The following is a 25,745-nucleotide window of genomic DNA, read 5'->3' on the forward strand; positions in this document are numbered from 1 at the left end:
CAGAATCGAACACTGACAGGAACGAAGTTCCCTTACCTCATGGTAGACGTTCTCTACATAAAAGCACGAGTAGAACAGCGCGTCCTCTCTCAAAGCTGCCATATTGCTATAGGGATTACAGAAGAAGGTGATCGCCAGATCATTGGCTTTATGCTTCAAAATGAAGAAAGTCATGAAACCTGGTCGAATTTTTTCGACTATCTGAAAAACAGAGGACTATCAGGAATCAAGCTCGTGATTTCTGATGCGCATAAAGGACTTGTGTCCGCTATTCAAACTTCCTTCACTCACGCTTCATGGCAGAGATGTCAGGTTCATTTTATGCGAAACATTTTAAGTACAGTTCCTAAGAAAGGTTCTAAACCCTTTCGAGAAGCAGTCAAAGCGATCTTCAAATTCTCAGATATTCATTTAGCCCGTAAGGCTAAAAGTGCGTTGATTGAAGAATACGCTGATCAAGTAAAGTATCAAAAGGCCTGTAGAACACTTGATGAAGGTTTCGAAGATGCCTTCCAGTACACTGTTTTAGGCAAAAGCCACAACCGATTGAAGAGCACGAATTTACTCGAACGATTGAATGAGGAAGTCAGACGGAGAGAAAAAGTTATCCGGATTTTCCCCAATACTGCTTCAGCTAATCGCTTAATTGGAGCCGTCCTGATGGACGTGCATGAAAGCTGGATCAGTTCTCCGAGAAAATATATCCAGTTTGAATCAAACTAATCAGACTAAAACAAAGTATCGTACATTTTACACAGAAGTTTGGACTTGACTAATTAATTTCTATAAAATAAAAACTTTATTCCTGTTATGACTATGAAATGTTACTGTAGAAGTTTTTCAAATTTCTCTTCTCTTGTCCAAATATTGTAAGACAGTCGTAATTAAAGAAAGACAGCGTTTGTAAAAATAATCATAATGTCTTGCGTCCTCAATATCTACTTTTGTAGTTTCATGATGTCGAATTCTAAACTCATTTCCCATAATAGTGAGCTCAGAAAACTCTTTATCAAATAGCTTTTTAAAAGGCTCTCTGTTCCCACTTATTTCATCAATAATTTTACTTACCGATTTTTTCTTATCTAACGTTGGGGAATAGTAAGTTTTTAGTCTCTCAAACGCATCCCAAATTTTTTCAACAGCAATTTTTAAATTCTCTTTTTCATAATATCCACTTGCCTCTTGAAGTAATTCTTTGAGTCCTGCTTCTCCGATTAAAGTTAATGTTGCACTCTTTATATGACTCTCTTTGTTAATTTTAATTTTCCCGTTAGTCAACTTTAAAGGAATATCTTTTAAAGTAAACATAGTATTAACCTCATCTGTGAAGATATTATCGGTATATTTATCAAAAAACTCTATAGCATCTATTACACAATATGGTGAAGTAAACAAAATAAAATCTTCGAGGCTATTAGTTTCCACATATTGTCTTTCATTATTAAAGCATTTAGGAGTATAAAATTTTCTTATCTCTTGAAGAACATCTGTACTTACCAATTCTTCATACTGCCAACCCGTTTCGCTAATTTTTCTTTCTAAGTAATCATATATTTCAAAAAGATGATAAATCTGGACTCTTGCTTCTCTTTTAATAGTGAAATTTATTTGATGTTGTTTTATCTCATTTCTATTCCTCTGAGAAAAAGGGATAAATATTGCATTTTCTGGTTGATATAATTTCCAATCGTATATATTACGGTTAGATATTTTTGCTGCAGGATAAAGTTCGTATCCATCCTGTTGTAACAATTTGTTAACTTCGTGAAGAAAATCTCTCCAATATCCTTTTTCATACCTAACTGTTGGATGGAATATTTCACAAATAAATTTTAAGTAGTTTTCATCATTTCCGTTTTTTAATTTGAAGCGTTCGTCTTCAAATACCCATCCATTTGGATAATCGTCATTACTTATGGTGTGCTGCCATATATCATCTTCAGCATTTGAAAACCTAGGATCATAACTCGGCATGTTTTTCAAATCGTATAATCTTTTAAGGAAATCCAATTCATCCATTCGTCCAAAGTAGGGGTAATTAACTTTTTTCGTTTCAAATACGTCATTTATGTCAATACCGTCTTGAAACAAATTAAGAATATCAAACTTTGTAAGCTCACTAATGCGATTCACAGTTTTTAATCAATCTCCTTTAATAAATTTACAAACCTTGTTGACAGTATAGTACCTCGTGCTCTGTTTTTCCTCTGATTTAATTATTTACTTCTTCATTTTCACAAAGATTTTTTAATACGAATCTATTAGTACTACTTTATCACTTCTCTCTTATCTCATCCTTCAATATTTTGAAGTCATCCTTTTGAATTTGGTTAAACGTACTACCAATTTTATCTTTTAGCATATCCATAAATTTACTTGTTGATGTAATGATAGATACCAGTTTTCTTTTATCGATCGTATATTCAGTAATATACTCGTAAGGAAGATCAGCATTTTTAAGTTTTTCTTCCATTTGTTTATTTTTATTGTTCCAATAAATAATGTAATCTAGACGCTTATCAGTATCATAAACTCCAGCTTCGATATCGTAAATATTATTTTCCTTGTAGTACTGTGCATCATCCTTATCTACTACTATAAACAGTAATTTCTCAATAAAATTATAATCTTTCATTGACTCAGTAATTTCGTACATACAATTCAAGGACATCAAGTATTTCCTAGTCACAATTGATACAATGAAATCATGTTCTCTAATTGTTTTCATAAACTCATCTAAATCATCCCTATATTTAGTGATGTTAATATCTCTAGTTATAATTATGTCTTTCTGTTTATTCAATTTATTTTCTACTAGATCCGCAAGATCTTTATCTGCATGAGTGTAAGAAATGAATATCTTATTCCGTTTCATTTCTACTGCGTTTCCATCATCATCAATACAGTAAGGGGTATTACACATTTCTACTAATTCATCTGATTCATCGATTGACATATATGGAAATATTGCTCCGTTATATTCGACTTCACCAACTATATAGTTGATATCTATATTTAAAAATTCTTTTGTCTTTTCAATTTGAAGTGGAAATTTATTTTTTTTCGTATGCAAGTTTACGCCGTCGTCGTATATCCCTAATATTATTTCACCGCCATTTCCATTAGCAAAGGCAGAAATATATTTAGCTGCAGTTTCAGGCGATAAAACCGGATGTATATACATTATGTTTTTTCTATCTTTTTCTCTTATAGCACATATAATTTCGTCTTTCGTTTTCAATTTTTACACCTCAGTATCTATATATTAGATTTTTTTTAAAGGAATCCTTGTTATTCCTGTCGTTTTAAGAAGTTCACCTAAAGTAATAGCTTTACATCCATTCTCTTCCCCATTATCAGTCCACAACTCATAATTACCACTATCCAATATTTCTAGTTCTTCCTCACCATAAAAAATAATTTGATAGTTATCTGTAGGTCTTATGACAACCGTTAACTCTTTTCCATCTTTCTTAGCAGGAAATATTGTCTCTGAATAACTATTACTTTTCCATTCTTGTAAAGTTTCTGGAACAAAATATTTGTTAGATCTTTTTAAATACTTATATACATTTTCTACACTTCTTCGTAATAAACTCTCGAAGTATTCTCTCATTTCTGGTGTAGAGGTAACCACATGTTTTAAAAGAGCCCGAATTTCTTCTGAACTCATATCAGAGCTTTCTAAAATATCTTTTATTTTTTGATGGTTATTTATATATTCGTCTAAATCAATTCCATTACGCTCAACCTTCTCTGCAATCGCCATTCTTCGTAACGTTTCTTTAGTAGAAGAAACTAGCATTCTCTTAGGGAATACTTTTAGAAAATACTCTTCCGATAGACTCTTTTCTTTTAAGAAAAAGTCATTTATTTTGTTAAATATAGCTTGTACTTCTTTGGTTCGTTCTAAATTTTCAGAAGTTTCGTCTACTAGAATTTTGTTTACCTCCTTATCAATTGATTTAGCTGACAATTCAGTATTTTTTCGTTTTGAAGGATTTTCTTTAAAGTAAGTATCAAAAGATTTGATACTTTGATTTAACAATTGCTCTTTTCGCACAGGCATTAGTTCAAATAAAATCTCCTTGAGATCTTCTCTAATATCATCGTCGTAATAAATATTTTTAAAGTGATTAAACTTCGTATGTTGTGTTGGTACAAATACAGATTCAATCACTTCTTCTATACCTTCATCGTCAATCCATAGCGAATAAAATCTATTCAGCCATTCGTATGCTTCTTCTTCATCAATAAAAGGACTAATAAAATCTAAAATAACCTTGTCTTCAAATAAAACATTTAACGATTTCAATTGGAAATTTCCACCAAAAACTTTTTTCCACCCTAAAAATGATTCTTTTGTAGGGCTATTGAAATATCTACCATCGGAAAAAAGTTCCCAGAAAATCATATTATTGTCTTCTTTTCTTGTTATTGGCATAAAGATTTGATTATCTCCAACATCATTTAAATACGATTTTCGCTCGTCATTAACTTTGGACTTATTAATCCTTATAAGAGGACTTCTAGATATGTATTCAAAAATTTGATCGTAGCAATATTTTTGAAGTCCCGAATATTGACGCTTTGGTAACATGCAAATGTTAAATTCATCTCTAGTAAAAGTATTTGTCGAACAAAAGTCTATTAATCTTCTATATAAAGAAATCGCTTCTTCTAGTAAATCTTTATTATTTTGATTGCCCTCTCTTATAGCATCTCGATCTTCTTTTACTCCAAAAAAAGCTGAATTGACTATAATAGGAAAAGCAAAATCTTCAGTTCCGATTAAGGGAAAATCACAAAACAGCTTTGGAATATTATTGGGCAAAGGTTTAAAAAATATTAATTCAGAATTTTTATTGTATTCTACAGGACAAGCAATTTGCACGTTATTGTTACTAAAAGATAATAAACTCTCAATATTACTATTATTGTTATCTATCGTTTTTAGTTGAATAAATGTTAGATTACTATAGTCCGGGTGTTCTTTACTTATTTCTTTTACATACTTCTTACCATTATAATTTACTGATTGAATATTATCATTACATGCTAAAAGATAAGGTATAGTTGCTAATAAATCTTTTCCTCCTTGTTTTACAGCTTCCTTTGAATCTTGACTACTTCCTTGAATGTTGTAAGTAAATTTAGTTTTGTTACATGTCGCTATTTCATTGCTACTTTTATCTAATTCCTCTAATTCATCTAGCATTTGTATTGTTTGTTCTTTTATTCCGTTATAGTCTCTTTCGGTTCTATTAATAGTAAAATTCATATTGGTCGATGTTCCATTTTTACGAATGAAAGTACCTTCTATTTCGACAATTTTAGATATTAAAAAGGTAGACATAAAACCCGTTCCAAATTTTCCAGTCAATTCTTCTCCGGCTTCTTCTTTTGTAGATACTTGAGTAATTAAATCTTGAAGATTATTATAAGTAAATGGCTTACCATCGTGACTAAAAGCAATTCTATTATCGTTAATTTCTAGATTTAAATTGATTTTTTCACCTTTTGGCGTACAATCAGAAGCATTTTGAATTAACTCCCATATCCATCTACGCCTAGTTTTATTATTATCTTCTTCAGAACCTTCAAAAATACCATTAAGTTCTTTTTTTATTTTTGAAGTACTAGAAGCATAAGCAATATCTACTAACCGTTCATTATATTCTTTTACCATAGAATAGTTACCAGTCCTCTCTTATTTTGTAAGCCTTTATAACTAAATTATAAAATTAGCTTATAGAAAAAAACCTCATTTACTTATGGTACGGTTCCCCCCGCATAATTCTAAAGGCGCGGTAGATTTGTTCTGTTAGGATCAGTCTCATGAGTTGGTGCGGGTAGGTCATTTTTCCAAAAGAGATGGTTTCGTCACTCCGGTTGATGACGTCGTCGCTTAAGCCTAATGAGCCACCGATAACGAACACGATGCTGCTGTTACCATGCAGCATCAACTGTTCGATTTCTTTAGCAAAGATCTCTGATGTTCGTTCTCTTGATTTGATGGCTAAAGAATAGACGTAGGCTTGGTTTGGAATTTTTGCGAGAATTCTTTCGCCTTCTTTATCTTTGACTTGTACCATTTCAGCATCGCTCAAGTCTTCTGGTGCCTTTTCATCTGCTACTTCGATAATTTTGAACTTTGAATACGCTCCTAGTCGTTTCGTATATTCTTTAATTCCTTCGATCAGGTATTTTTCTTTTAACTTTCCTACTGAGATAATCGTGATATCCATTGTATTCCCCTTATTCGCTAAATTGACCCATCATTTTTGATAATATTTTTTTTAATTGAAAAAATTCAGCTTCTTCAAGATTAAGATGTTTAATAAAGTTAATAGGAATAGACTGGGCTTTTGCTTCTGCGTCTTTTCCTTTTTCTGTTAAACTAACTTCAACAACTCGTTCATCTACGACTGAGCGTACTCTAGTGATCAGACCATTCTCTTCCATTCGTTTCAGCATAGGCGTCAATGTTCCTGAATCAAGAAACAACCGCTCTCCAAGCGCTTTTACTGAAATTTTTTCTACTTCCCATAGTACAAGTAACACAAGATACTGAGGGTAGGTGATATCTAGTTCTTTAAGCAAAGGACGGTAAATTTTTGTCATTTGTCTCGTTGTTGCATATAAAGAAAAACATAATTGATTCTCCAGCTTTAATAGCTCATTTGCCATGTTCATCACTCCTATATTCAATTATAGCAATTTATAAAGTAAGTTTATATAGTTTGACTTTTAAAATTTAATTGTGTACAATCAAATTGTAAACAAAATTAGAAAAGGATAGGTGATTCAAATGTCAAACGCATTATACACTGCAACATCTACAGCAACTGGTGGACGTCAAGGACACGTAAAATCTTCAGATGGTGTTTTAGATTTAGAGTTAACAATACCTAAAGGTTTAGGCGGACGTGGCGAAGAAGGTAAAACAAACCCTGAACAATTATTTTCAGCAGGATACTCAGCTTGTTTCGATAGCGCACTTCAATTAGTCGCTGGACAAGCTAAGAAAAAAATTACATCTACAGTTATCGCTGACGTTAGTATTGCAAAAGTAGGCGAAGGCTTTGGATTAGCTGTTGATCTAACAGTAGAAATCGAAAACGTAACTCAAGAAGAAGCTGAAGAATTAGTTGAAAAAGCACACCAAGTTTGCCCTTACTCAAGAGCAATCGAAGGTAATGTTGAAGTAACTAAAAAAGCTATCGCTAAATAAATCAAAACTCCCACTATCTTAGAACTCTGCTCGTGTGCAAACACAGCAGGGTTCTTTTTTTTCACTCTTTTACACAGTTATCCACAAAACTTATACACATATACACAGGCTCATTCCCCTTATTTCGCATTACGTGCCAAATTAAGTGCTTTCTTTTTAGCGATTTTGTCTTTCTTATTTCAAAGTTATACACAGAATAGATTTGTCTATGCATGCTTTTTTAACAGCTTAAAAATCCTTTAAAATAAACGTTTGTGTACAAAGTACACATTCCGCTTATATAGTTACGCACACCCTAATCAAAAATTGTGGATAACTATATATTGCTGAATTTCCCTATTCTCCCAACCCTTCTAAAAAAGTTATGCACAATTTAAAGAAGTTACACACATGGTTATGCACATTGTGCAAAAAAAGAGCTTGCAGGATTAGCTGCAAGCTCTTTTCGTTTACGCTTATAATGATTGATCTGAGGCTCTCATATTGATTGTTGTTTTTTCTAATGATCCATCTCTGTAGTATTCTACTTCGACATCATCACCGACTTTTGTGCTGTAAATTTGTTTTCTCAATTCTACGCCACTTGTTACGTCAACACCATTGAATTTAACAACGATATCGTTTTGAGCAAGTCCAGCTGCTTCCGCCGCACTACCGCTGTTTACTTCAGCGATCACGACACCACCAGTCAAATCTTTTGGAACGTTCAATACAGCATCTTGTTGCTGTTGAGAAATCATTGCAAGATCGACCATTCCAATACCTAATATCGGACGAGTGATTTCTCCTGATTTTTCTAATTGGTTGATAATATCAACGGCATCATTACTTGGAATAGCAAAACCCATTCCTTCTACTGTTGATGTAGAGATTTTCATTGAATTGATCCCAATGACTTGTCCTGCAATGTTAACTAGTGGGCCACCTGAGTTCCCTGGATTGATCGCTGCATCTGTTTGAATAGCGGTCATTTCCCAGTCGTATGTTCCATCACCATCTGTGTCTACTGGCACAGCACGATTAACAGCGGATACGATGCCGGAAGTTACAGAAGAAGCGAAATCTGTTCCTAACGGAGAACCAATGGCAACAGCAGGTTCACCTACTTTAAGGTTATCTGAATCACCGAATTCTGCTACAGCATCAATATCATCTGAACTAATCGATAGAACCGCCAAATCTGTCCATACATCGGCTCCAATTACTTCTGCTTGTACACGTGTGCCATCTTTCAAGAGTACGTCTACTGCATCAGAACCATCGATAACATGGTTATTCGTGAATACATAGGCTTTATTGCCATCTACCTTATAGATAGCTCCACTACCTGTTCCAACGGTTTGAAGATCATCTTCTCCAGGTGCTTCATCCGATTTTGTCCCACCGTACCATCCGTACGGGTTTTCTGCAGCTTGCTGCAAGTTGATGACTGAAACAACTGCATCATCGATCGCACTTACAGCGTCTGTAACACCTGAAGATACGTCTACTCTCTGCTCTGAGACCGTGACGTCGCCTTCTTCATTTACATTACCTGTTTGATCTTCAACCGCTGCGTCATCACTTTGACCTTGGTCCATTGCATCGCACCCGACGAGTAATGTGGAAGTCAATCCAATGACCATTAGTGATTTTATATTTATTTTAGACATATTATTCTTCCTCTCTTCAACGTTTCTTGCTTTCCTAATGATTGTACAATTTACTTTTGAATTTTATTTGAATTAATATCGATTAAATCCCTCTATGACAAGCGTATTTTATCATAACTTGTGAAGAATCTATATTTTTTCGACTTTATTGGTACAAATCAAAACAAAAAGTCAGTCCATTGTCGGCTGAAGAACACCGATAGGCACTGACTTTTCGTTTTAGCTATTCTTTAAAATTTCGACTTAAACAAGTCCTTGCGATAGCATTGTTTGAGCAACCCGATCAAATCCGGCGATGTTCGCACCAGCCATTAGATTGTCTTTTTCAGCGTATTTTTCCGCTGTTTCACTACATGATTTATAGATATTTTCCATAATGGATTTCAATTCATTGTCCACACGTTCAAAGGACCATGCTAATCTAGCAGAGTTTTGAGCCATTTCAAGTGCTGAAACGGCTACACCGCCTGCATTCGCTGCTTTTCCTGGACAGTGCAATACACTGTGTTCGTGATAAACATCGATTGCATCTTTGCTTGAAGGCATATTTGCGCCTTCTGCAACGATTTTCACACCCGCTTCTACCATCTTACTCGCTAGATCTGCATCAATTTCATTTTGGGTCGCACAAGGTAGTGCGATATCGTAAGCCTCAGAAAGTGACCAGACTGATTTTCCTTCGACATATGTCGCATTTGGATGTTTGTCCACATATTCTTTGATTCTCGCACGACGAACTTCTTTGATCTCTTGTACTAGTGCTAAATCAATGCCTTCTGGGTCATAAATATAGCCAGACGAATCCGAACAAGTTAAGACTGTTGCACCTAACGCTTGTGCTTTTTGAATTGCATAGATCGATACATTTCCGCTGCCGGAAACCACGACTTTCTTATCTTGGAATGAATCATTTCTGTCTTCAAGCGCATTCTGTACGAAGTAAACGAGACCATATCCTGTGGCTTCTGTTCTGGCTAAACTTCCCCAAGAACTGACCGGTTTTCCTGTTAACACACCAGCAGCAAATCCATTCAATCGTTTGTATTGACCGAACAAGAAGCCGATTTCTCTTCCGCCTACACCGATATCTCCTGCGGGCACATCAATATCTGGTCCAATATGTTTTTGGAATTCTGTCATGAAGCTTTGTGTAAATCGCATCACTTCTGCATCTGTTTTCCCTTTTGGATCAAAATCACTTCCGCCTTTTCCCCCACCGATTGGTAGACCTGTCAGACTATTTTTGAAAATTTGTTCGAATCCTAAGAATCGAACGATACTTTCATTCGTTGTCGGGTGAAAACGTAGTCCACCTTTATATGGTCCGATAGCCGAGTTGTATTGCACTCTAAATGCACGGTTAACTTGCCATTTCCCCTCGTCATCTTGCCAAGGTACACGAAATTGAATCAGTCTCTCGGGTTCCACAATCAAAGAAAGCAGATTTTTTTCTTCGATCTCTGGATGCTCATTTAAATACGGTTCAAGTGTTGGTAGAAACTCATCTATCGCTTGGATAAATTCTTCTTTTCCAGCATGCTTTGCTTTTGTTTCGCTTAATACTTGATCAATGTAGGCTTTTGCAGTCAAATGATTCACGTCCCTTTTAGGTTTTAAAATGCTTTTCATCATTCTATCATAATTATCCGATTATAAGAAGGTTTTCCTTAATCAAATCCTCATAAAAAAGATATGAACCTTTCCCTACTGGAATGGCTCATATCTTTGATTGGTCTAACTATTTATAGCGTAAATAAAGGAGAAGCTTCTGCCGGATCTGTATCGAACAAAGTATATTTATGATTCACACCAGTTCCTTTTTGCATCAATATCTCTTCTACTGTAGAGTACGCAATTTCTTTTAGATTATTTTCTTTGCTCAAATGACCAAGATAAACACGCTCTGTGTTATCCCCAATAATCTCAGCAAGGGCGAGTGCACCATCTTCATTTGAAAGGTGTCCTTTGTCTCCAAGAATTCTCTGTTTCAGAGACCACGGGTAACGACCCATTCTCAACATGCCCAAATCGTGATTACTTTCGAACAGATAGGCGTTCGCATCTCTGATATTTTCACGCATACGATCATTTACATAGCCCGTATCTGTCAACATCACAAATCGTTTATTGTCTTTTTGGAAGGTATAAAATTGTGGATCTACTGCATCATGAGAAACGCCAAAACTGGAAACATCAATGTTACCAATCGTCATTGTTTTATCTAGATCGAATTGATGTTTCTGTTCTAAGTTGATTTTTCCTAATTTTGATTCCATGGCTGTCCAAGTGTTTTTATTTGCGTAAACGTCTAAACCATATTTACGTGCCATGATCCCTACGCCTTTGATGTGATCACTATGTTCATGTGTAACCAAGATAGCATCTAAATCTTCTGGTCGGCGATCGATTTGTTGTAGTAATTCAGTCGCTTTTTTTCCACTGAATCCACAATCAACTAATAGTTTTACTTTATCTGATTCGATATAAGTGATATTGCCTGTACTCCCACTAGCTAATATACTTATGTTCAGTCCAGATACTTCAGATTCTAACATTAAAAAAATCCTCTCCGGTACTTGATCATTGTCTATCTTACAATAAATAACCTACCTAAACAAGAAGCCGCCTAAACAAAGTTAGACGACTTCTTGAAGTGTGCAAGTAGGTTTAATTGTTCTCTGATTCTGTTGGTTCCGTCGGTTCGGCATCATAATCGAGCTTCTCTTGATCCGTTTCTGGGATGATTGATGCATCTGTAGGTTCTGAGACGAGTGTCTTATCTTTCGCGTTCACTCTAAATACCTTGCTCTGACCACTCTCTGTTACAGGAATCAACCACACAGGGCCATACATACTAAGGTCTTCTAAATCCAGTGTTCGATGGTACGTTAGAATAGGTTTTGATACTTTAGCATTTGAACTTAACTGATTATTTTGGAACAAAAATTCTACGGCCTCACGGGCAGAGATGATCTCAATGGGGTCTCCTTGTCTTTGCATTGGTCCAGCATACGTCTGCTGGTAAGAGATAATACTGCCGTCGCTCTGACCGTAAAGGAAGGAGATCTCTGATGTGCCATCACCCACTGGCGTCTTTTCAACCATCTGACTAAAGATAAATCGATTTTCTGATGAATCATATCTTAAAAATGCATACTGATCACCAAACAAGATGGACGGGCTATTCACAAATGCCTCTAATTTTGCGATTTGTTCAGCTGTAACCTCTTCGTTGGGATCACCTTCTAATGTGATCTCTTCTGACAAAATACTCGTATATAACGTTCCCTCATCATTAATGGAACCTGCTTGATTCTCGAGCGTATTCATATTGTTTTCGATCAATGTATTCGTGTTGGCTTGCATGTAATAAACTTCTTGCTTCTCTTCTGAGAGATCTCCTGGAATTTGAATGTCTCTCTTTCGCATTTCCCTGATAATATTGATCGTCTCTGTAGGAGAATCAGCAGACTGTATACCTGCTCGATTGATATAGCTGATGAGTAAATAGACGTTCAGAAAAACAAAGGCCAATAGAAAAATATTTTCGATTTTTTTAAAGTCCATTAAATTCTTCCCCCTGCAGTTCTATATAACGATCAGCGTCATACCATTGACTATCACCAACGAGCTTAACATACCAAGCTGGTTCATAGTTGATCAAGCGAGGCTCTTCCTCATTCTCTTTCCATGTAAGACCAATCTCTAAATCTTCTATTTTTGAGGCTTCTACCCCTATTGCTTTGAGTCTAGAAACAAGTTCCTGACCACTCTCAAGTTTCTTTTCAGTAAATTCATCTGAAGTAATCGGTGTTTGAATAATTCGTAAAGGAACTTGTAGTTTCTTTACACCCGCTTTGACGTAAGTAACGAGCGTCGTCGTTTCATATTGCTCTGGACTAAATACTGGGAGGCCTTCTAGATATCGCTGAAATGTTGCTTCATGCGTTTCAGGATCGTAGGCTTGATATTGAGATTTTTCTGTCCAATTTTCTACTCTGTTTAGTTCTTCAAAACTGCCTGACAGTCGCTCACTTAATGTTATCTCATCAAGATTTGTTCGCTCACTGAAATAGGTCAATACATGTAACTTGTCATTGATCGTAACTTCTTGCGTGTAATCGTAGTATCGCCATTCTTCACTGTTATTGGCAGGATCGCTGAATGGGGTGTCTACAAAGAACATATTCGTATATAGACTATTCGGCAGACTTTCCACAAGATAATTGCGATATGGAACCGTAACGGCTTCTTTTGGTACATAGACAATTTGACCCAAGTCTAAGGCTTCTGCTGGTGTGTAGGCGATCTCTTCTGAATCTCTAAACGCTTCAATCACATCATTCGTGATCGTTACATCTTGGATTCCGTAAACGATCTCCTCATTCATATTGTAAAACAGCACCCAATTTGGTTCGTTCAAATTGAATAGTACGCGACTAAAGGTTCGATCTTCATAATCTGATGGTAGATCTTCGAAACCATTTTCGAAAAGACCGAACGGAATTTGCGCATTAAACACGAATTCTACCCAATCATCTCCCTGCAAAAGCTGTTGGTAATTTGCTTTGGTAAACGGTTCTGGTGATTCTACCCCTCTAAACGTCATATTAGCGTAGCTCGTGTTAATCAGCGCTTCAGCTTCTGCCATTGAAGCGATTTGAGGATCTGAAAAGGCCTCGTGTAAGACAACTTGGTTGGGCGAGAAAACTTCTGATAAAGTCCGATCAATCAATACGGGTGCTTGCGTATTTCCTGAAGAAGAAGAAGTGTTAGATTGCGTTCCAGTCAATATTAAATTGTAGCTTAAAAATAAGCTCAAGATGATCAGAAAAGTCAATAGTGCATGTTTCATATGTGTCCATGTCATGCCCACTCCTCCTCCTCAAACGGGATATAAGGAAGGGACAAGTAAAATGTCGTACCTTTACCTTCCGTGCTTTCTGCCCAGATGCGACCACCATGTTGTTCGACCACTTCTTTGGAGATGGCAAGTCCTAGCCCACTACCGCCCATTGCGCGCGAGCGTGCCCGATCCACACGGTAAAATCTAGAGAAGATTTTGACCAAATCGTTCTTGGGAATGCCCATGCCTTGGTCAGTAATACTGATGATCACAGATTGATCCGTTTGGCGCATGCTCCCAGTGATCACCCCACCATCTGGTGAGTATTTCAGTGCATTATTCATGATATTATCTAATACTTGAATCATACGGTCTGTATCCATTTCAACGAATACAGGCTCCGCTAACAGATTGCGTTCAATACGATAATGCTTTCCTTCATATTCAGTCGAATGGATCAGCATATCGAAGCGATTCAGCACATGATCTAGTAATTCTGTTAAATCTACCAACTCTACTTCTAATTCACTCTTACCCGAATCGATTCTAGATAAGTGTAGCAAATCTTGGATCATTCGGATCATTCGGTCTGTTTCATTTTGTGTGACTTCTAAAAATCTTGGTGCGAGCTCTGGATCTTCCCAGGCACCATCCGCTAAAGCTTCAATATAACTTCTCATACTTGTTAGTGGTGTTCTTAATTCGTGCGATACATTCGATACAAATTGTTTTCGTTCTTCTTCTATCTTTTCTTGCTCTGTGACGTCATGCAATACGCAGACGATTCCGCTGATAAAGCCTGTTTCTCTTTGAATCAGTGAAAAAGAAGCTCGTAAGATCGTCGGTACGCCGTCACTATAAGCATCGATTAAGATATCTTCTTGTTCTTCTAATAAACGTCTGAGTGTCAGCTCTGTTTCCACACCTAAAATTTTCAATAAATTCTTCCCATTGACTTCTTCGCCAGAAACTTCTAGCATCGTTTCTGCCATGTTATTGACAATCACGATCTTCCCTCTACGGTCTGTCGCAATAACACCATCCGTCATATGCGTAAGTACGCTATCCAATCGACGCCGTTCTGAGTCTATGGACTCTTGTGCCTCTGCAACTTCGTCAGAAAGTTCATTGATTAAAAAGGCCAGCTCTCCCAGTTCATCGTCACCATAAACAGTCAGCATGCCGGAGTAATCTCCCTCTGCGATTGCGCGCGTTTGAATCTGCATCTCTTTGATCGGTTTCGTGATGGCTCTAGCAACAAGATTAGCTAAAATCAGTGATAGAATAATAGCTACCGTTGACGAGCCTAAAAATGTGGTTGTAATATCAGACACTTGTCGATAAACAGTCTCGATATTACTTTCCAATATAATCACGCCAAGAAATTCCTCTGGATTTGTACTGGAATAGACCGGTTCAACAATTTTCCATATCCTCGTTTGAGAAGTTTGATCGAGATCTTGCTTCGCAAGTGTTGATTCAGACAGTTGTGCTTGTTCGATATCTGCATCGTTAGAAATTTGACCAATCATATTCTGTTGCGTACTATCACTGATACCTAAAATGACTTTACTCGGACTAACCACTTGGAGTTCAGTGATATTGTTTCCAGAAAATTCCATCAATAAACGATTGATTTCTTCTCTAGAATCGGTTGTTTCGTCCTGATTTTGATCACTTTCCAAAAGTGGCAAAATGGTACTCTTAAGAAAGGCCATCTGTGTCTGACGGTCATTGGTAAAATTTTCAACTAAACGGCGTTCCATAGCCGTAACAAAATTCGCCCCGATAATCTGCAGGGCGAATACAAGTAAAATAACAATGATAAAGACGATCTTTGTATTGATAGACTGATAAAAACGAATCTTTTTTTTCATAATAATCTTATTTCTCCTGTTGTTCAGGATTCCTCAAATAATAACCTACGCCTCGTCTAGTAACGAGGAAATTCGGATGACTTGGATTGTCTTCGATTTTTTCTCTTAAACGTCTGACCGTTACGTCTACTGTTCTAACGTCTCCGAAGTAATCATAACCCCAAACGGTTTCCAGTAGATGTTCTCGTGTCATAACTTGTCCAATATGTCGCGCTAGGTAGTGAAGTAACTCAAATTCACGATGTGTTAGTTCAATCGTGCTCCCGCGTTTAGATACGATGTAAGCATCTGGATGTACCACTAAATCGCCTACTTCAATATCATTACTTTCTGGTACTTCTGGCTCAGCAGTCTGTACAGAGGATTGACGTCTCAAGTTTGCTTTTACACGTGCAACCAGTTCACGGTTAGAGAATGGTTTCGTTACATAATCATCTGCACCGAGTTCTAGTCCCAGTACTTTATCGATTTCCTGATCTTTCGCTGTTACCATAATAATAGGAATATCATGTATTTTCCTTACTTCTCGGCAGACTTCTAGTCCGTCCATTTTCGGTAACATCAGATCTAGAACGATCAAGTCAGGTGTATGCTCTTCTACTTTTGCTACTGCTTCTTCTCCATCATAGGCAGTAACTACTTCAAATCCTTCTTTTTCAAGGTTAAATTTAACGATATCTGAAATTGGCTTTTCATCATCAACGACTAGTATTTTTTTCAAGTGATGCTCCTCCTCAGAAACATGTTAATAGTATCTTCTTGCGAATGCTGTAATCTAATTCAAGTATACAGTACCTTAGAACGTGGTTCAATTTTTCTCAAAAATCCTGTTTCTTCTTATTGTTTTAAGTCGATCTCGAGAGCAACAGTTTCTCCTGCATGCGCCTCTTTTGTCGGATGTAGTGTTTGTTTCAATTCAAAAGCTTCGTCGTCTAAAACAATGACTGAAATGATCGTATTGAACCCTTTTTCTGTAATCAATTGCTCATCGAAGGCTACCAACGCATCACCTGCTTCAATGTAATCATCTTTTTTTAGCTTAGTAGAAAATCCTTCGCCATTTAGCAGTAAGGTATCAATGCCAACATGGATCAGAATTTTCAATCCTTCTTCTGTTTCGATATAGTAAGCATGCTTTGCTTCTGCAACTTCTATCAGCTTTCCATCTATAGGCGCGACGACAAGTTGAGAAGTCGGTTTTACGGCAAACCCTTCACCAATCATTTTCTGAGCAAAGATTTCATCTGGTACCTCTTCTATCGATAATACTTCTCCATCTGAAACTGCACGTAATAATAGCTTGTGCCCTGAATCCGTCATTTCATCCATTTCAATTTCAGAATCCATCGCTCTCTCTTCTGTCATGCTTTTCTCCTTTTTATGGTTACTGTTAGATACGTAACGCTGTATGTTGCTACTATTCTAACAACTAAAGCCGTTTCAAGCAATATCTTTTAGCCATAGCTTCTGTTTGTTGCTACGAGACTGTTCGTGGTATTCTATCTATAGAGATTAGAAATGATAAAAATAGCACAATAACAAAGGAGGAACGAAGATGGCAATCGGATATATTATTGCACTGATCATCTTAGGTGTAGCGTTGATTGCACTTCTAGCAATCGGATTTATGGCTTTCAAAAAGATGAAACCAACATTTAATAACATTAAAGAAACACAGTCGACTGTTAATGATCATATTGATCACTTTACTGTTGAAGCGGATGCCGTTCAAACTAAAGTCAACCAAATCAAAGTTCGTGTTGAAGATTTACAAAAAGTTGCAACAATCAAAATGCAACGATTTGATGAACTCTCTGATCATGCTACTAGTTTGAATAACTCCCTCACTTATTTAAAAGATCACAGTGCAGAGTATTCCAAAGGTATCAGTAAAAATACAGTTGATGAATTGAAAACAGATGGTCCTAGAATCGCCAAGACCTTTAATTTAGCGTTCAAACGTACGGCCCAAAAACAAAAAGCTCGTTACTCAACAAAATAACCCAATTTGAGAGGAGAACCACATTATGCCAAAAATAAGTTTAGCTAAAGCCGTAATGATGAGTGCTGCTTCTGCATTTGCAGCTCTATTATTCGCGCCAAAAACAGGAGATCAATTTCGTAAAGAATTAAAAACAGAGGCAACAAAATTAAAAGATTCTGGTACAGAGAAAACACAGAAACTCGTTGATGATTTCAGAGAATCTTATGCTGAAGCCGATCTTGAATTACAATCTGAACAAGCTGAGCTTGACGCGCGTCAAGCTCAACTCAACGAGACGATTGAAGAAATCGAAAGAGATTTAGCGCAAAGAAACGCAGATATCCATACTAAACCTGACCGTGTAGTCGACCCTGCTACAGCTTCTCATGCTATGTACGACGATGAACGCTTAGGTGACGTAAAAGGTACACCGCTTGAACCTAAAACCGATCAGGCCATCCCTAAAGATGCTGTCGATGAAGCGTTAAAAGATAATCACTTATCAAATAATGATGATTTCAAATTAAACAAAAGCAATTTAGCAGATGAAGAAGAAGCTTCTTCAAAAATCAATCCAAATCATTAATATAAAAAGAGACAGTGCGCTTCCTGGAGAATTTTATCTCCTTAGCGCACTGTCTTTTTTTATGCTTCTTTTTTATGCTTCTTTAGGGATCCATACAGAAATGGATTCCGCATTCACTGGGAAAATAGCAGAGCCGTCTTCACCAATCACGATTTCTTCTTCTCTATTTTCCATGATATCTCTATATGTTTCACCGGCATGTAAATCGCCAACGTTCATCTCTTTAAAACCTTCATCTCCGCTTGAAAGTACGACCGCGCACCCTTGTGGGTGTTCCTCGTCTCCCGTACGCGTAAATCCAAGACATGTCCCGTGATCCAAGTAATTATACTGTTCTCCATAAGCGTAGGCTGTTCTCACATGCAGTAACTTATCGATCACATCACGACAGCCATCGTAGTCAACATCTCCATTATAGCCATAGTAATCACTGTAAAACACACATGGATAACCGTACGTGCTGAGTAAAATAATACCGTATCCTAAAGGTTTGAACCAAGGTTCTACATAAGATTCCAGCGATTGTCCTGGTTGAGAATCATGATTCTCAACAAACGTTACTGCTTGAGAAGCATTCCTTTTGTAAAGTGTCCCATTGAATAACTTGCGCAAATCAAAATCGGTTTTCAATTTTGATGCTTCATGTAAGGCATAGTGGAAACGAACATCCATCATTGAAGTCGTATAATCCAAATCTTCAAGATATTCCTCTAAATCTTCATACTTCTGGTGCCAATATTCAGAAACAAAAAAGAAATCTTCTCCAAATTCAGCACGGACCTCTTCGATCATCTCTCTGATAAAGCGATTATCAATATGTTTGACGGCATCCAATCGAATTCCATCAATACCCGTTTCGTTGATAAACCATTTAACCCATTTTTTCGTTTCTTCAATAACTTCTGGGTGACTATAATCAATATCAGCGAACATTAAGTAATCAAAATTCCCAAATTCAGTGGATACGGACTCATCCGGTGCCCATCCCTTACCTTCACCTTGGATTCGGTAAATACCTTGTTCACCAGAAATCTCATCATCTGATACACCCGAAAAATGATACCAGTGCCATTCAAAATCAGAATAATTCCCTTCTCTACCTGGAAAATTGAAATACGTCCAAGACTCGACATCTCTGGGCTCATCTATTTCCTCATGGCGATTTTCTTGGTTGACAGCAACAGCTTCGAACGTTTCTGTATCATCTGCGCCTGCTTTATGATTTAATACCACGTCAGCGTATACTTGAATACCATTCTCATGTAGCGTATGAATCGCCTCTAAAAGTTCTTCTTTTGTTCCATACTTTGTACGGACCGTACCCTTTTGATCAAACTCGCCAAGGTCGTAAAGATCATATATCCCATACCCTACATCTTCTTGACTCAGTGCTTTAAAACAAGGTGGAATCCATACTGCTGTAATGCCAATGTCTTTTAAATGAGTAGCTTGTTCTTTTAAATTATTCCAATGTGTACCATCGTTTGGTAAGTCCCATTCAAAATATTGCATCATCGTTCCATTATATTCCATGTTCTTCTCCTCCTACAATCAGTGTCAAAGAGTAAACACTGTAACACTCCAATTTTATCTTTATCTCCTGAAAGAAACAAACGGAACGTCTCGGAACCGCTTGTTGACAGCATATTCGAAGTTGATTGTTCTGACTGAACGAGTACTCGTGACAAAATCCATGTGCTCTATTCACAGTCCTGCTAAATATTACCTGAATCCCTTGTATTTTAACGATTCTAGATATACAATCTAGATATTGATTTTTAGTATTAGAAAGGAAAAATGACTATATGAGACGATTGTTGAATCGCTTTTCTTCTTTACCCATCCCATTTAAAATCGTTTTAAGTTTTGCGTTTGTTATTTTTACGGGATCCATTTTACTGGCTATGCCATTCAGTCAACAAGCCGGCTCTCAAGCAACCTATTTTGACCACTTATTTACTGCTGTGTCAATGGTCTGTGTGACCGGGTTATTCACAGAACCCCTAGCCTACACCTACAATCTATTTGGACAGATTATCGGTCTAGTCCTGATCAAACTCGGCGGTCTTGGCTTGATCACCCTTGTTGCAACGATCGTTATGCGTCTGGGACGTCGAGTCAGTATGAAAGATGAAGTAACGCTTCAACAAGCTTTGAATAGAGGAAGTATGGTCAATTTTAGAAACTTCCTACTTTCTGTTGTTCGATACACCTTCATGATAGAAGGCGTGGGTGCTTTCTTTCTTGCCTTTCATTTTATCCCTTTGTTCGGCTGGGCTCGAGGTACCTTTACCTCGATTTTCTTATCGATATCCGCTTTTAATAATGCTGGATTCGATAACCTCGGTACGACAAGTCTGCAAGGATTCGTTGACGCACCAATCATTAATATTGTGATTCCTTTATTGATCATTGTTGGCGGAATCGGCTTTTCTATCTGGTTTGATCTCGCTCAAAATTTCAAAGCATTTATTGCTGTTAGAAGTTGGATCGACTTCAAAGGTCATTATAGAAGACTAAAACTACATACTCGTCTAGTATTGAATTGGACAGTATTTTTAATTATTGCCGCAATGGTTTTGTTCATGTTTTCAGAATGGTCAAACCCAGATACGATCGGCAGTCTGGACTTCTCAGGTAAGCTTCAAGCTACCTTCTTCCAGGCAGTGACCTTACGTACCGCTGGATTTGGAACCGTTAGTTATACAAGCTTGCATCTATTTACGATTATTTTTATGACCGTATTCATGTTTATCGGTGGATCTCCCGGCGGTACAGCAGGTGGTGCAAAAACCTCTACTGTGGCACTTGTTGTCAAACTGTTGTGGGCAGAAATCTCTGGTCAACAAAATGTACATTATCAAAAACGTACGATTGATAGAGAGATCGTTCAACGTGCGCTCGTTATCGTCGTGATGTTTGTTATTTTAAATTTCTTGGGGATGTCGTTGATGTCTATCTTCGATGAAAGTGTCCCGTTACAGTATCTATTTTTTGAAGCTGTTTCTGCCCTCGGTACAGTCGGACTTTCCGCTGACCTGACACCCGAATTATCACGTGCCAGTCAGACGGTCATTATGTTTATGATGTTTATCGGTCGTCTTGGTCCAATCACGATCTTTACAGCGCTAGGACAGTTTGATCGTAAGCAAAAATCAAAAGTCTATGCGACAGGAAATATTATTATTGGTTAAGAGATAGGAGAGAATAACTTTGAATAAAGTTGTTGGGGTATTAGGTCTGGGTGTATTCGGATCTACCATTGCAAAAGAATTAGGCGAGCATTACTTTGATGTTATCGCTGTTGATAGAGATTTAGTCGATGTGAATCGAGTGGAAGAATTTGTTGTTCAAGGCGTTCAAGGTGATATCACCGATTTAGACCTATTAAAAAGTATCGGCTTTGAAAAATGCGATACCGTTGTCGTCGGTACAGGCTCAAACCTAGAAGCCAGCGTATTAGCCGTATTGAACTGTAAAAAGTTAGGCATCAAACAAATTATTGCAAAAGCAAAAAACAAAGTCCACAAAGAGATCCTTTTAGAGGTCGGCGCACATGAAATTATTCGTCCTGAAAAAGAAATGGGCGACCGAGTAGCGCGTAATATCATGAGAAACAAAATCTTAGATGTCATTGAACTTGATGAAGACAATGCGATCATAGAATTCCTAACACCAAAAGAGTGGGTAGGAAAATCACTTGTGCAATTAGATTTACGGAACAAATATAAAATCAATGTTATTGGTATGAAAAATGAAGAAGGTGCGAAGTTACAAGTTAATGTATCACCTGATGAAAAAATCACACCAAATAGTATGCTGGTTGCGATCGGCGAACCACATACCTTCGAACACTTGGATTACACAAACCAACTAAAATAAAGAAAAGACCTCAATCCTTCGTTTATACAGAAGGATTGAGGCTTTTTTTATGACGCTTTTATTAAGATACGGGTGCCCATACATTTTCAAGTATGTTTGTCTGATCGCGATCAGGACCTACTGAGAATGTTGAGATATGAACGCCTGTCAATTCAGAAACACGACGAATGTAATTACGCGCATTTTCTGGTAATTCTTCTAATGTTCTACAAGCAGTAACATCTTCGCTCCAACCTGGAAGCTCTTCGTAAATTGGCGTACATTCAGCAAGTTCTTTTAAGCTTGCTGGATAATGTAGAATTTGCTCACCATTGCGCTCATATGCCGTACAAATCTTAACAGTTTCAAGACCTGATAGTACATCGATACAGTTCAATGATAAGTTTGTAATTCCTGAAACACGTTTCGCATGGCGCATAACAACACTGTCAAACCAACCGATACGACGTGGGCGTCCAGTCGTTGTACCATACTCATTTCCGGCATCACGAATAAATTGTCCTGTGTCATTATTTAGTTCTGTAGGGAATGGTCCATCCCCAACTCTTGATGTATATGCTTTACATACACCAACGACTTTATCGATTTTTGAAGGACCGACACCACTACCAATCGTCACACCACCAGCAACTGGGTTAGAAGAGGTAACGAATGGGTAAGTTCCCTGATCGATATCCAACATCACACCTTGGGCACCTTCAAATAGTACACGCTTGCCAGCATCCAATGCATCATTCAATACAACGGATGTATCACAAACATACTGTTTGAATTGCTGACCGAAAGCATAGTACGGTTCAAAAATTTCATCGAATTCAATTGGTTCAGAATTATAAATTTGAGTAAAGTAACGATTCTTTTCTTCAAGAATTGTTCTTAAACGCTCTTCAAAAATGTCTTTGTCTAATAGATCTGCGATTCTGATTCCGATACGAGAAGCTTTGTCCATATATGCTGGACCGATACCACGAATCGTTGTACCTATCTTCTGGTCTCCTTTAGAATCTTCTTGCAATTGATCCATTTTAATATGGTACGGTAAAATCACGTGTGCACGATCTGAAATGCGAAGATTATCTGTAGATATTCCTCTATCATGCAAGTATTGTAATTCGTTAACCAAAGATTTAGGGTTGATCACAACACCATTACCGATTACGCTGATTTTATCTGTTGCGAAGATACCTGAAGGAATTAAATGTAGTTTGTACGTCACACCATCAAACTTGATTGTGTGGCCTGCATTGTCTCCTCCTTGATAACGCGCAATCACTTCTGCGTTTTCACTTAAAAAATCGGTAATTTTACCTTTACCTTCGTCTCCCCATTGTGTTCCAACAACTACGACCGACGACATTTGTCCACCTCATCTAAAAAAATTTAATTACGCAAAAATAATAAAAGGAGACAGTACCCCATCATTCAAACTGACGCTACACTGATATAAAGATAGAATAATCCTATTCAATCTATCGATGCTGTCTGTCTTCAAATGGAGGTGTCCCCCTAATCTATATTCGCATAAATTGTTATCATCAATAACAGTTCTATTCTACCATATATTCTAGGTACATTAACACCCTATTTAGGATTTGTTCCTTGCTAACATCAGTGTACCCTCAATTAAACTTATTTTACATCGTAATATCAAAATCCAATTCCTCTTCTGATGTCGCTTTGTCTGTCTCGTCATTACGCGGTTTCCGAACAAGTATCTGCAAACCAACCGAACAAATCACACCCACCACGATCGCTAGGATAAATATCGGCAAATTACTAGCCATCGGTAAGCCGAATACACCAGATACCCCTGTCGTTGAGACACCAAAAGCCATCATCATTGCCCCACCAATCGCTGCACCAATCATATTTGGCACAATGACACGAAACGGATTTTGAAAAGCATACGGTAAAGCTGCCTCCGTAATACCAACTAGTCCAGATAAGATTGATGCTGGTGCCATTTGAATTTCTGCTTCACTGAATTTAGATTTAGCGATCAGCGACGCAATACCTACTGAAAGTGCTGGTACCATGATTCCTGGAAATACTGCCGCATTCACTACAAAACCAATCCCACTAGGTTCATTCCATAAGGCAAATACAAATGTAATGGCAATCTTATTCAATGGTCCACCCATATCAAAAGCACACATTGCACTCAAAATTGCGCCTAACAAGAACGCGTACTGTGGTGATTCAGATAAATTGATCAGACTAGCAATAATTAAATCATTCAATGCGCCTACTGTAATAGCGACTGGATAAGCCATGATAAAATAAAGCAACCATCCCGTCAATACAGGGATAAATAGCGTCTTCTTGATGGATTCCAAAAAGTCTGGAAAAGGCAGCTTCCTAAAATACAGTACAACATAACCAGCAATAAAACCAGCCAGTATCGCACCCAAAAAACCACTTGCCGAAGTATTTTCAACTGTTGGATGTGCCGCGATATATCCGCCAATAAATCCTGGCGCTATTGCGGCTTTATCTCCAATGGCATAGGCCATGTAGGCGGCAAAGATAGCGGGAATCATATCAATCATGACCCATGCAAATCCATTCAATGTATTGACTGCTGCAGAATCGGTCTGTATGTATTGACTATACATTTGGGTTACAGCAATTGTCATGCCGGCAAATACGATAAACGGTAGCATATAGGATACACCCGTCATTAACGCTTGTTGAAATTTGCGCATAGTACTTCCTCCGTCTCTACGTATTTAATTTTTCTTCAATTTTTCGAATCAAGCTATCTGCATTTTTAATCACTGTCCCGATTGGCATTTCTACTTTTTTGACATTTTCAAATCGTTCTTTCTTTGCTATCCCTACTTCTACTGCAAGAATCAGGATATCTGCCGCATCAACTTCTGCTTGTGTCAATTCATTTTCTATACCTGTAGCCCCTTGCGTTTCTACTTTGATCTGGTGTCCTTGCTTCTTAGCAGCATCCTCTAGTGCTCTTTTTGCCATAAAGGTATGGGCAACGCCTGTAGCGCATGCTGTAACAGCTAGAATATTCATTTGCATTTCCTCCCTATCTTCCTCTTTCAAATAGACTCTTAATAAATCCACGCATCTCTATAGGCTCTTTTATCGTCTTTAAACGATGCTTTGTATCCTGGTCGATCAAATGGTAGGCAAGCGTTGATAATAGCTCTAAGTGGGTCTGATTCGCTTTGTCGACTGGCACTAAAATTATCAATAGGTGGTCTACTTTTTCATCATCCATTGCCTCCCAGTTAACTGGTTGCTCAAGACGAATAATTGCCAGTACTGGGTGCATAAGCTTAGGTACTTGTCCATGAGGAATCGCGAAACCATCTCCAAAACCTGTTGACCCTACCGCTTCTCTTTCTTTTATTCCACTAACGATCAGAGAAGGAGCGATTGTTTCTTCTAACTGGTCAGAGAGCCACTCTGCGACTTCTTCTAGTACAGCTACTTTCTCTTTATGCTGATTATCAAAGGGTAACGATAAATGGATTGCTAATTCGTCATTCATTTGTGGACTCATTGTTATGTTCACCTTCTTTCGCTAAGTACAGTGTTCTATTTTTAAAGTATACCAGTATCTGATTTTATATTGAAAGGGTTTGCTTTTTCGAACAAAAAAAGCACCCATATGCCTTCTTTGTTAACAGTGTTAACGTCGATTACAGATGGATGCTTTAA

At 37.4% G+C, this 25,745-nt stretch carries 24 protein-coding genes; 6 read left to right on the top strand and 18 right to left on the bottom strand.

The genetic code is table 11. The features are described 5' to 3' along the window. On the top strand, window positions 1-723 hold a 723-nt coding region (locus tag J5J05_RS09725; RefSeq protein WP_208560494.1), incomplete at its 5' end, for an IS256 family transposase. A gap of 117 nt (window positions 724-840) precedes the next feature. On the opposite strand, the gene J5J05_RS09730 is transcribed toward J5J05_RS09725, so the two are convergent. From J5J05_RS09730 to J5J05_RS09750, 5 genes are all read right to left on the bottom strand, one after another. Further along, a complete protein-coding gene (locus J5J05_RS09730; protein ID WP_341868520.1) occupies window positions 841-2,133 on the bottom strand; it encodes an AbiJ-related protein in 1,293 nt (430 codons plus the stop codon). A gap of 142 nt (window positions 2,134-2,275) precedes the next feature. Then, window positions 2,276-3,241 carry a TIR domain-containing protein gene (locus J5J05_RS09735; protein ID WP_208560495.1) on the bottom strand — a complete coding sequence of 322 codons (966 nt, stop codon included), beginning with the start codon at window positions 3,239-3,241 and terminating at the stop codon, window positions 2,276-2,278. 24 nt (window positions 3,242-3,265) lie between these two features. Further along, complete coding sequence (locus J5J05_RS09740) at window positions 3,266-5,689, bottom strand: sacsin N-terminal ATP-binding-like domain-containing protein (protein ID WP_208560496.1); 2,424 nt, start codon at window positions 5,687-5,689, stop codon at window positions 3,266-3,268. Window positions 5,690-5,768: 79 nt separating this feature from the next. Beyond that, the gene (gene rlmH / locus J5J05_RS09745) at window positions 5,769-6,248 is read right to left on the bottom strand and encodes a 23S rRNA (pseudouridine(1915)-N(3))-methyltransferase RlmH (protein WP_208560497.1); all 480 of its coding nucleotides are present in this window, start codon (window positions 6,246-6,248) and stop codon (window positions 5,769-5,771) included. Window positions 6,249-6,258: 10 nt separating this feature from the next. Further along, window positions 6,259-6,690 carry a MarR family winged helix-turn-helix transcriptional regulator gene (locus tag J5J05_RS09750; RefSeq protein ID WP_208560498.1) on the bottom strand — a complete coding sequence of 144 codons (432 nt, stop codon included), beginning with the start codon at window positions 6,688-6,690 and terminating at the stop codon, window positions 6,259-6,261. Window positions 6,691-6,811: 121 nt separating this feature from the next. Here J5J05_RS09750 and J5J05_RS09755 point away from each other — a divergent pair, with 121 nt between their 5' ends. After that, window positions 6,812-7,234: an organic hydroperoxide resistance protein gene (locus J5J05_RS09755; protein ID WP_208560499.1), complete on the top strand. Its 423-nt coding sequence runs from the start codon at window positions 6,812-6,814 to the stop codon at window positions 7,232-7,234. A gap of 455 nt (window positions 7,235-7,689) precedes the next feature. On the opposite strand, the gene J5J05_RS09760 is transcribed toward J5J05_RS09755, so the two are convergent. The 8 genes from J5J05_RS09760 to J5J05_RS09795 all read right to left on the bottom strand — a co-directional run bounded on the left by J5J05_RS09760 (window position 7,690) and on the right by J5J05_RS09795 (window position 16,974). After that, entirely contained in the window at window positions 7,690-8,886 is a 1,197-nt protein-coding gene (locus J5J05_RS09760) for a S1C family serine protease (protein WP_208560500.1), read from the bottom strand. A 243-nt stretch (window positions 8,887-9,129) separates the two neighbouring features. Beyond that, a complete protein-coding gene (gene gdhA, locus J5J05_RS09765; protein ID WP_208560542.1) occupies window positions 9,130-10,515 on the bottom strand; it encodes an NADP-specific glutamate dehydrogenase in 1,386 nt (461 codons plus the stop codon). A gap of 113 nt (window positions 10,516-10,628) precedes the next feature. Then, complete coding sequence (locus J5J05_RS09770; protein ID WP_208560501.1) at window positions 10,629-11,441, bottom strand: MBL fold metallo-hydrolase; 813 nt, start codon at window positions 11,439-11,441, stop codon at window positions 10,629-10,631. Between the two features lie 112 nt (window positions 11,442-11,553). After that, complete coding sequence (locus tag J5J05_RS09775; protein ID WP_208560502.1) at window positions 11,554-12,453, bottom strand: two-component system regulatory protein YycI; 900 nt, start codon at window positions 12,451-12,453, stop codon at window positions 11,554-11,556. Beyond that, window positions 12,443-13,756, bottom strand: a complete 1,314-nt coding sequence (locus J5J05_RS09780; protein ID WP_208560503.1) for a YycH family regulatory protein — start codon at window positions 13,754-13,756, stop codon at window positions 12,443-12,445. Before J5J05_RS09780 ends, J5J05_RS09775 begins: the two co-directional genes overlap by 11 nt. Continuing rightward, entirely contained in the window at window positions 13,753-15,609 is a 1,857-nt protein-coding gene (gene walK, locus J5J05_RS09785) for a cell wall metabolism sensor histidine kinase WalK (RefSeq protein WP_208560504.1), read from the bottom strand. The genes J5J05_RS09780 and walK overlap by 4 nt, the downstream gene beginning before the upstream one ends. A gap of 7 nt (window positions 15,610-15,616) precedes the next feature. After that, window positions 15,617-16,330 carry a response regulator YycF gene (gene yycF / locus J5J05_RS09790; RefSeq protein WP_208560505.1) on the bottom strand — a complete coding sequence of 238 codons (714 nt, stop codon included), beginning with the start codon at window positions 16,328-16,330 and terminating at the stop codon, window positions 15,617-15,619. A gap of 116 nt (window positions 16,331-16,446) precedes the next feature. Further along, a complete protein-coding gene (locus J5J05_RS09795) occupies window positions 16,447-16,974 on the bottom strand; it encodes a PTS sugar transporter subunit IIA (protein ID WP_208560506.1) in 528 nt (175 codons plus the stop codon). Window positions 16,975-17,164: 190 nt separating this feature from the next. Between J5J05_RS09795 and J5J05_RS09800 the strand changes: the two genes are divergently transcribed. Beyond that, window positions 17,165-17,611 carry a DUF948 domain-containing protein gene (locus J5J05_RS09800; RefSeq protein WP_208560507.1) on the top strand — a complete coding sequence of 149 codons (447 nt, stop codon included), beginning with the start codon at window positions 17,165-17,167 and terminating at the stop codon, window positions 17,609-17,611. A 25-nt stretch (window positions 17,612-17,636) separates the two neighbouring features. Then, window positions 17,637-18,179, top strand: a complete 543-nt coding sequence (locus tag J5J05_RS09805) for a YtxH domain-containing protein (protein ID WP_208560508.1) — start codon at window positions 17,637-17,639, stop codon at window positions 18,177-18,179. A 72-nt stretch (window positions 18,180-18,251) separates the two neighbouring features. On the opposite strand, the gene J5J05_RS09810 is transcribed toward J5J05_RS09805, so the two are convergent. Further along, window positions 18,252-19,712: an alpha-amylase gene (locus J5J05_RS09810; RefSeq protein ID WP_208560509.1), complete on the bottom strand. Its 1,461-nt coding sequence runs from the start codon at window positions 19,710-19,712 to the stop codon at window positions 18,252-18,254. Between the two features lie 272 nt (window positions 19,713-19,984). Between J5J05_RS09810 and J5J05_RS09815 the strand changes: the two genes are divergently transcribed. Continuing rightward, complete coding sequence (locus tag J5J05_RS09815) at window positions 19,985-21,373, top strand: TrkH family potassium uptake protein (protein WP_208560510.1); 1,389 nt, start codon at window positions 19,985-19,987, stop codon at window positions 21,371-21,373. Window positions 21,374-21,392: 19 nt separating this feature from the next. Continuing rightward, entirely contained in the window at window positions 21,393-22,061 is a 669-nt protein-coding gene (locus J5J05_RS09820) for a potassium channel family protein (protein ID WP_208560511.1), read from the top strand. A gap of 61 nt (window positions 22,062-22,122) precedes the next feature. Here J5J05_RS09820 and J5J05_RS09825 read toward each other — a convergent pair whose 3' ends face one another. The 4 genes from J5J05_RS09825 to J5J05_RS09840 form a co-directional block, all read right to left on the bottom strand. Further along, window positions 22,123-23,418: an adenylosuccinate synthase gene (locus J5J05_RS09825; RefSeq protein ID WP_208560512.1), complete on the bottom strand. Its 1,296-nt coding sequence runs from the start codon at window positions 23,416-23,418 to the stop codon at window positions 22,123-22,125. A 277-nt stretch (window positions 23,419-23,695) separates the two neighbouring features. Then, window positions 23,696-24,766 (bottom strand): PTS fructose transporter subunit IIC, encoded by a 1,071-nt coding sequence (locus J5J05_RS09830; protein WP_208560513.1) that lies wholly within the window; start codon window positions 24,764-24,766, stop codon window positions 23,696-23,698. Window positions 24,767-24,782: 16 nt separating this feature from the next. Beyond that, window positions 24,783-25,094, bottom strand: coding sequence for a PTS fructose transporter subunit IIB (locus J5J05_RS09835; protein ID WP_208560514.1), 312 nt, complete (start codon window positions 25,092-25,094; stop codon window positions 24,783-24,785). Window positions 25,095-25,107: 13 nt separating this feature from the next. After that, window positions 25,108-25,587: a PTS sugar transporter subunit IIA gene (locus tag J5J05_RS09840; protein ID WP_208560515.1), complete on the bottom strand. Its 480-nt coding sequence runs from the start codon at window positions 25,585-25,587 to the stop codon at window positions 25,108-25,110. Window positions 25,588-25,745 lie beyond the last annotated feature (158 nt).

The organism is Marinilactibacillus kalidii, assembly GCF_017599325.1.
In the GTDB taxonomy this organism is placed as follows: Bacteria; Bacillota; Bacilli; order Lactobacillales; family Carnobacteriaceae_A; genus Marinilactibacillus; species Marinilactibacillus kalidii.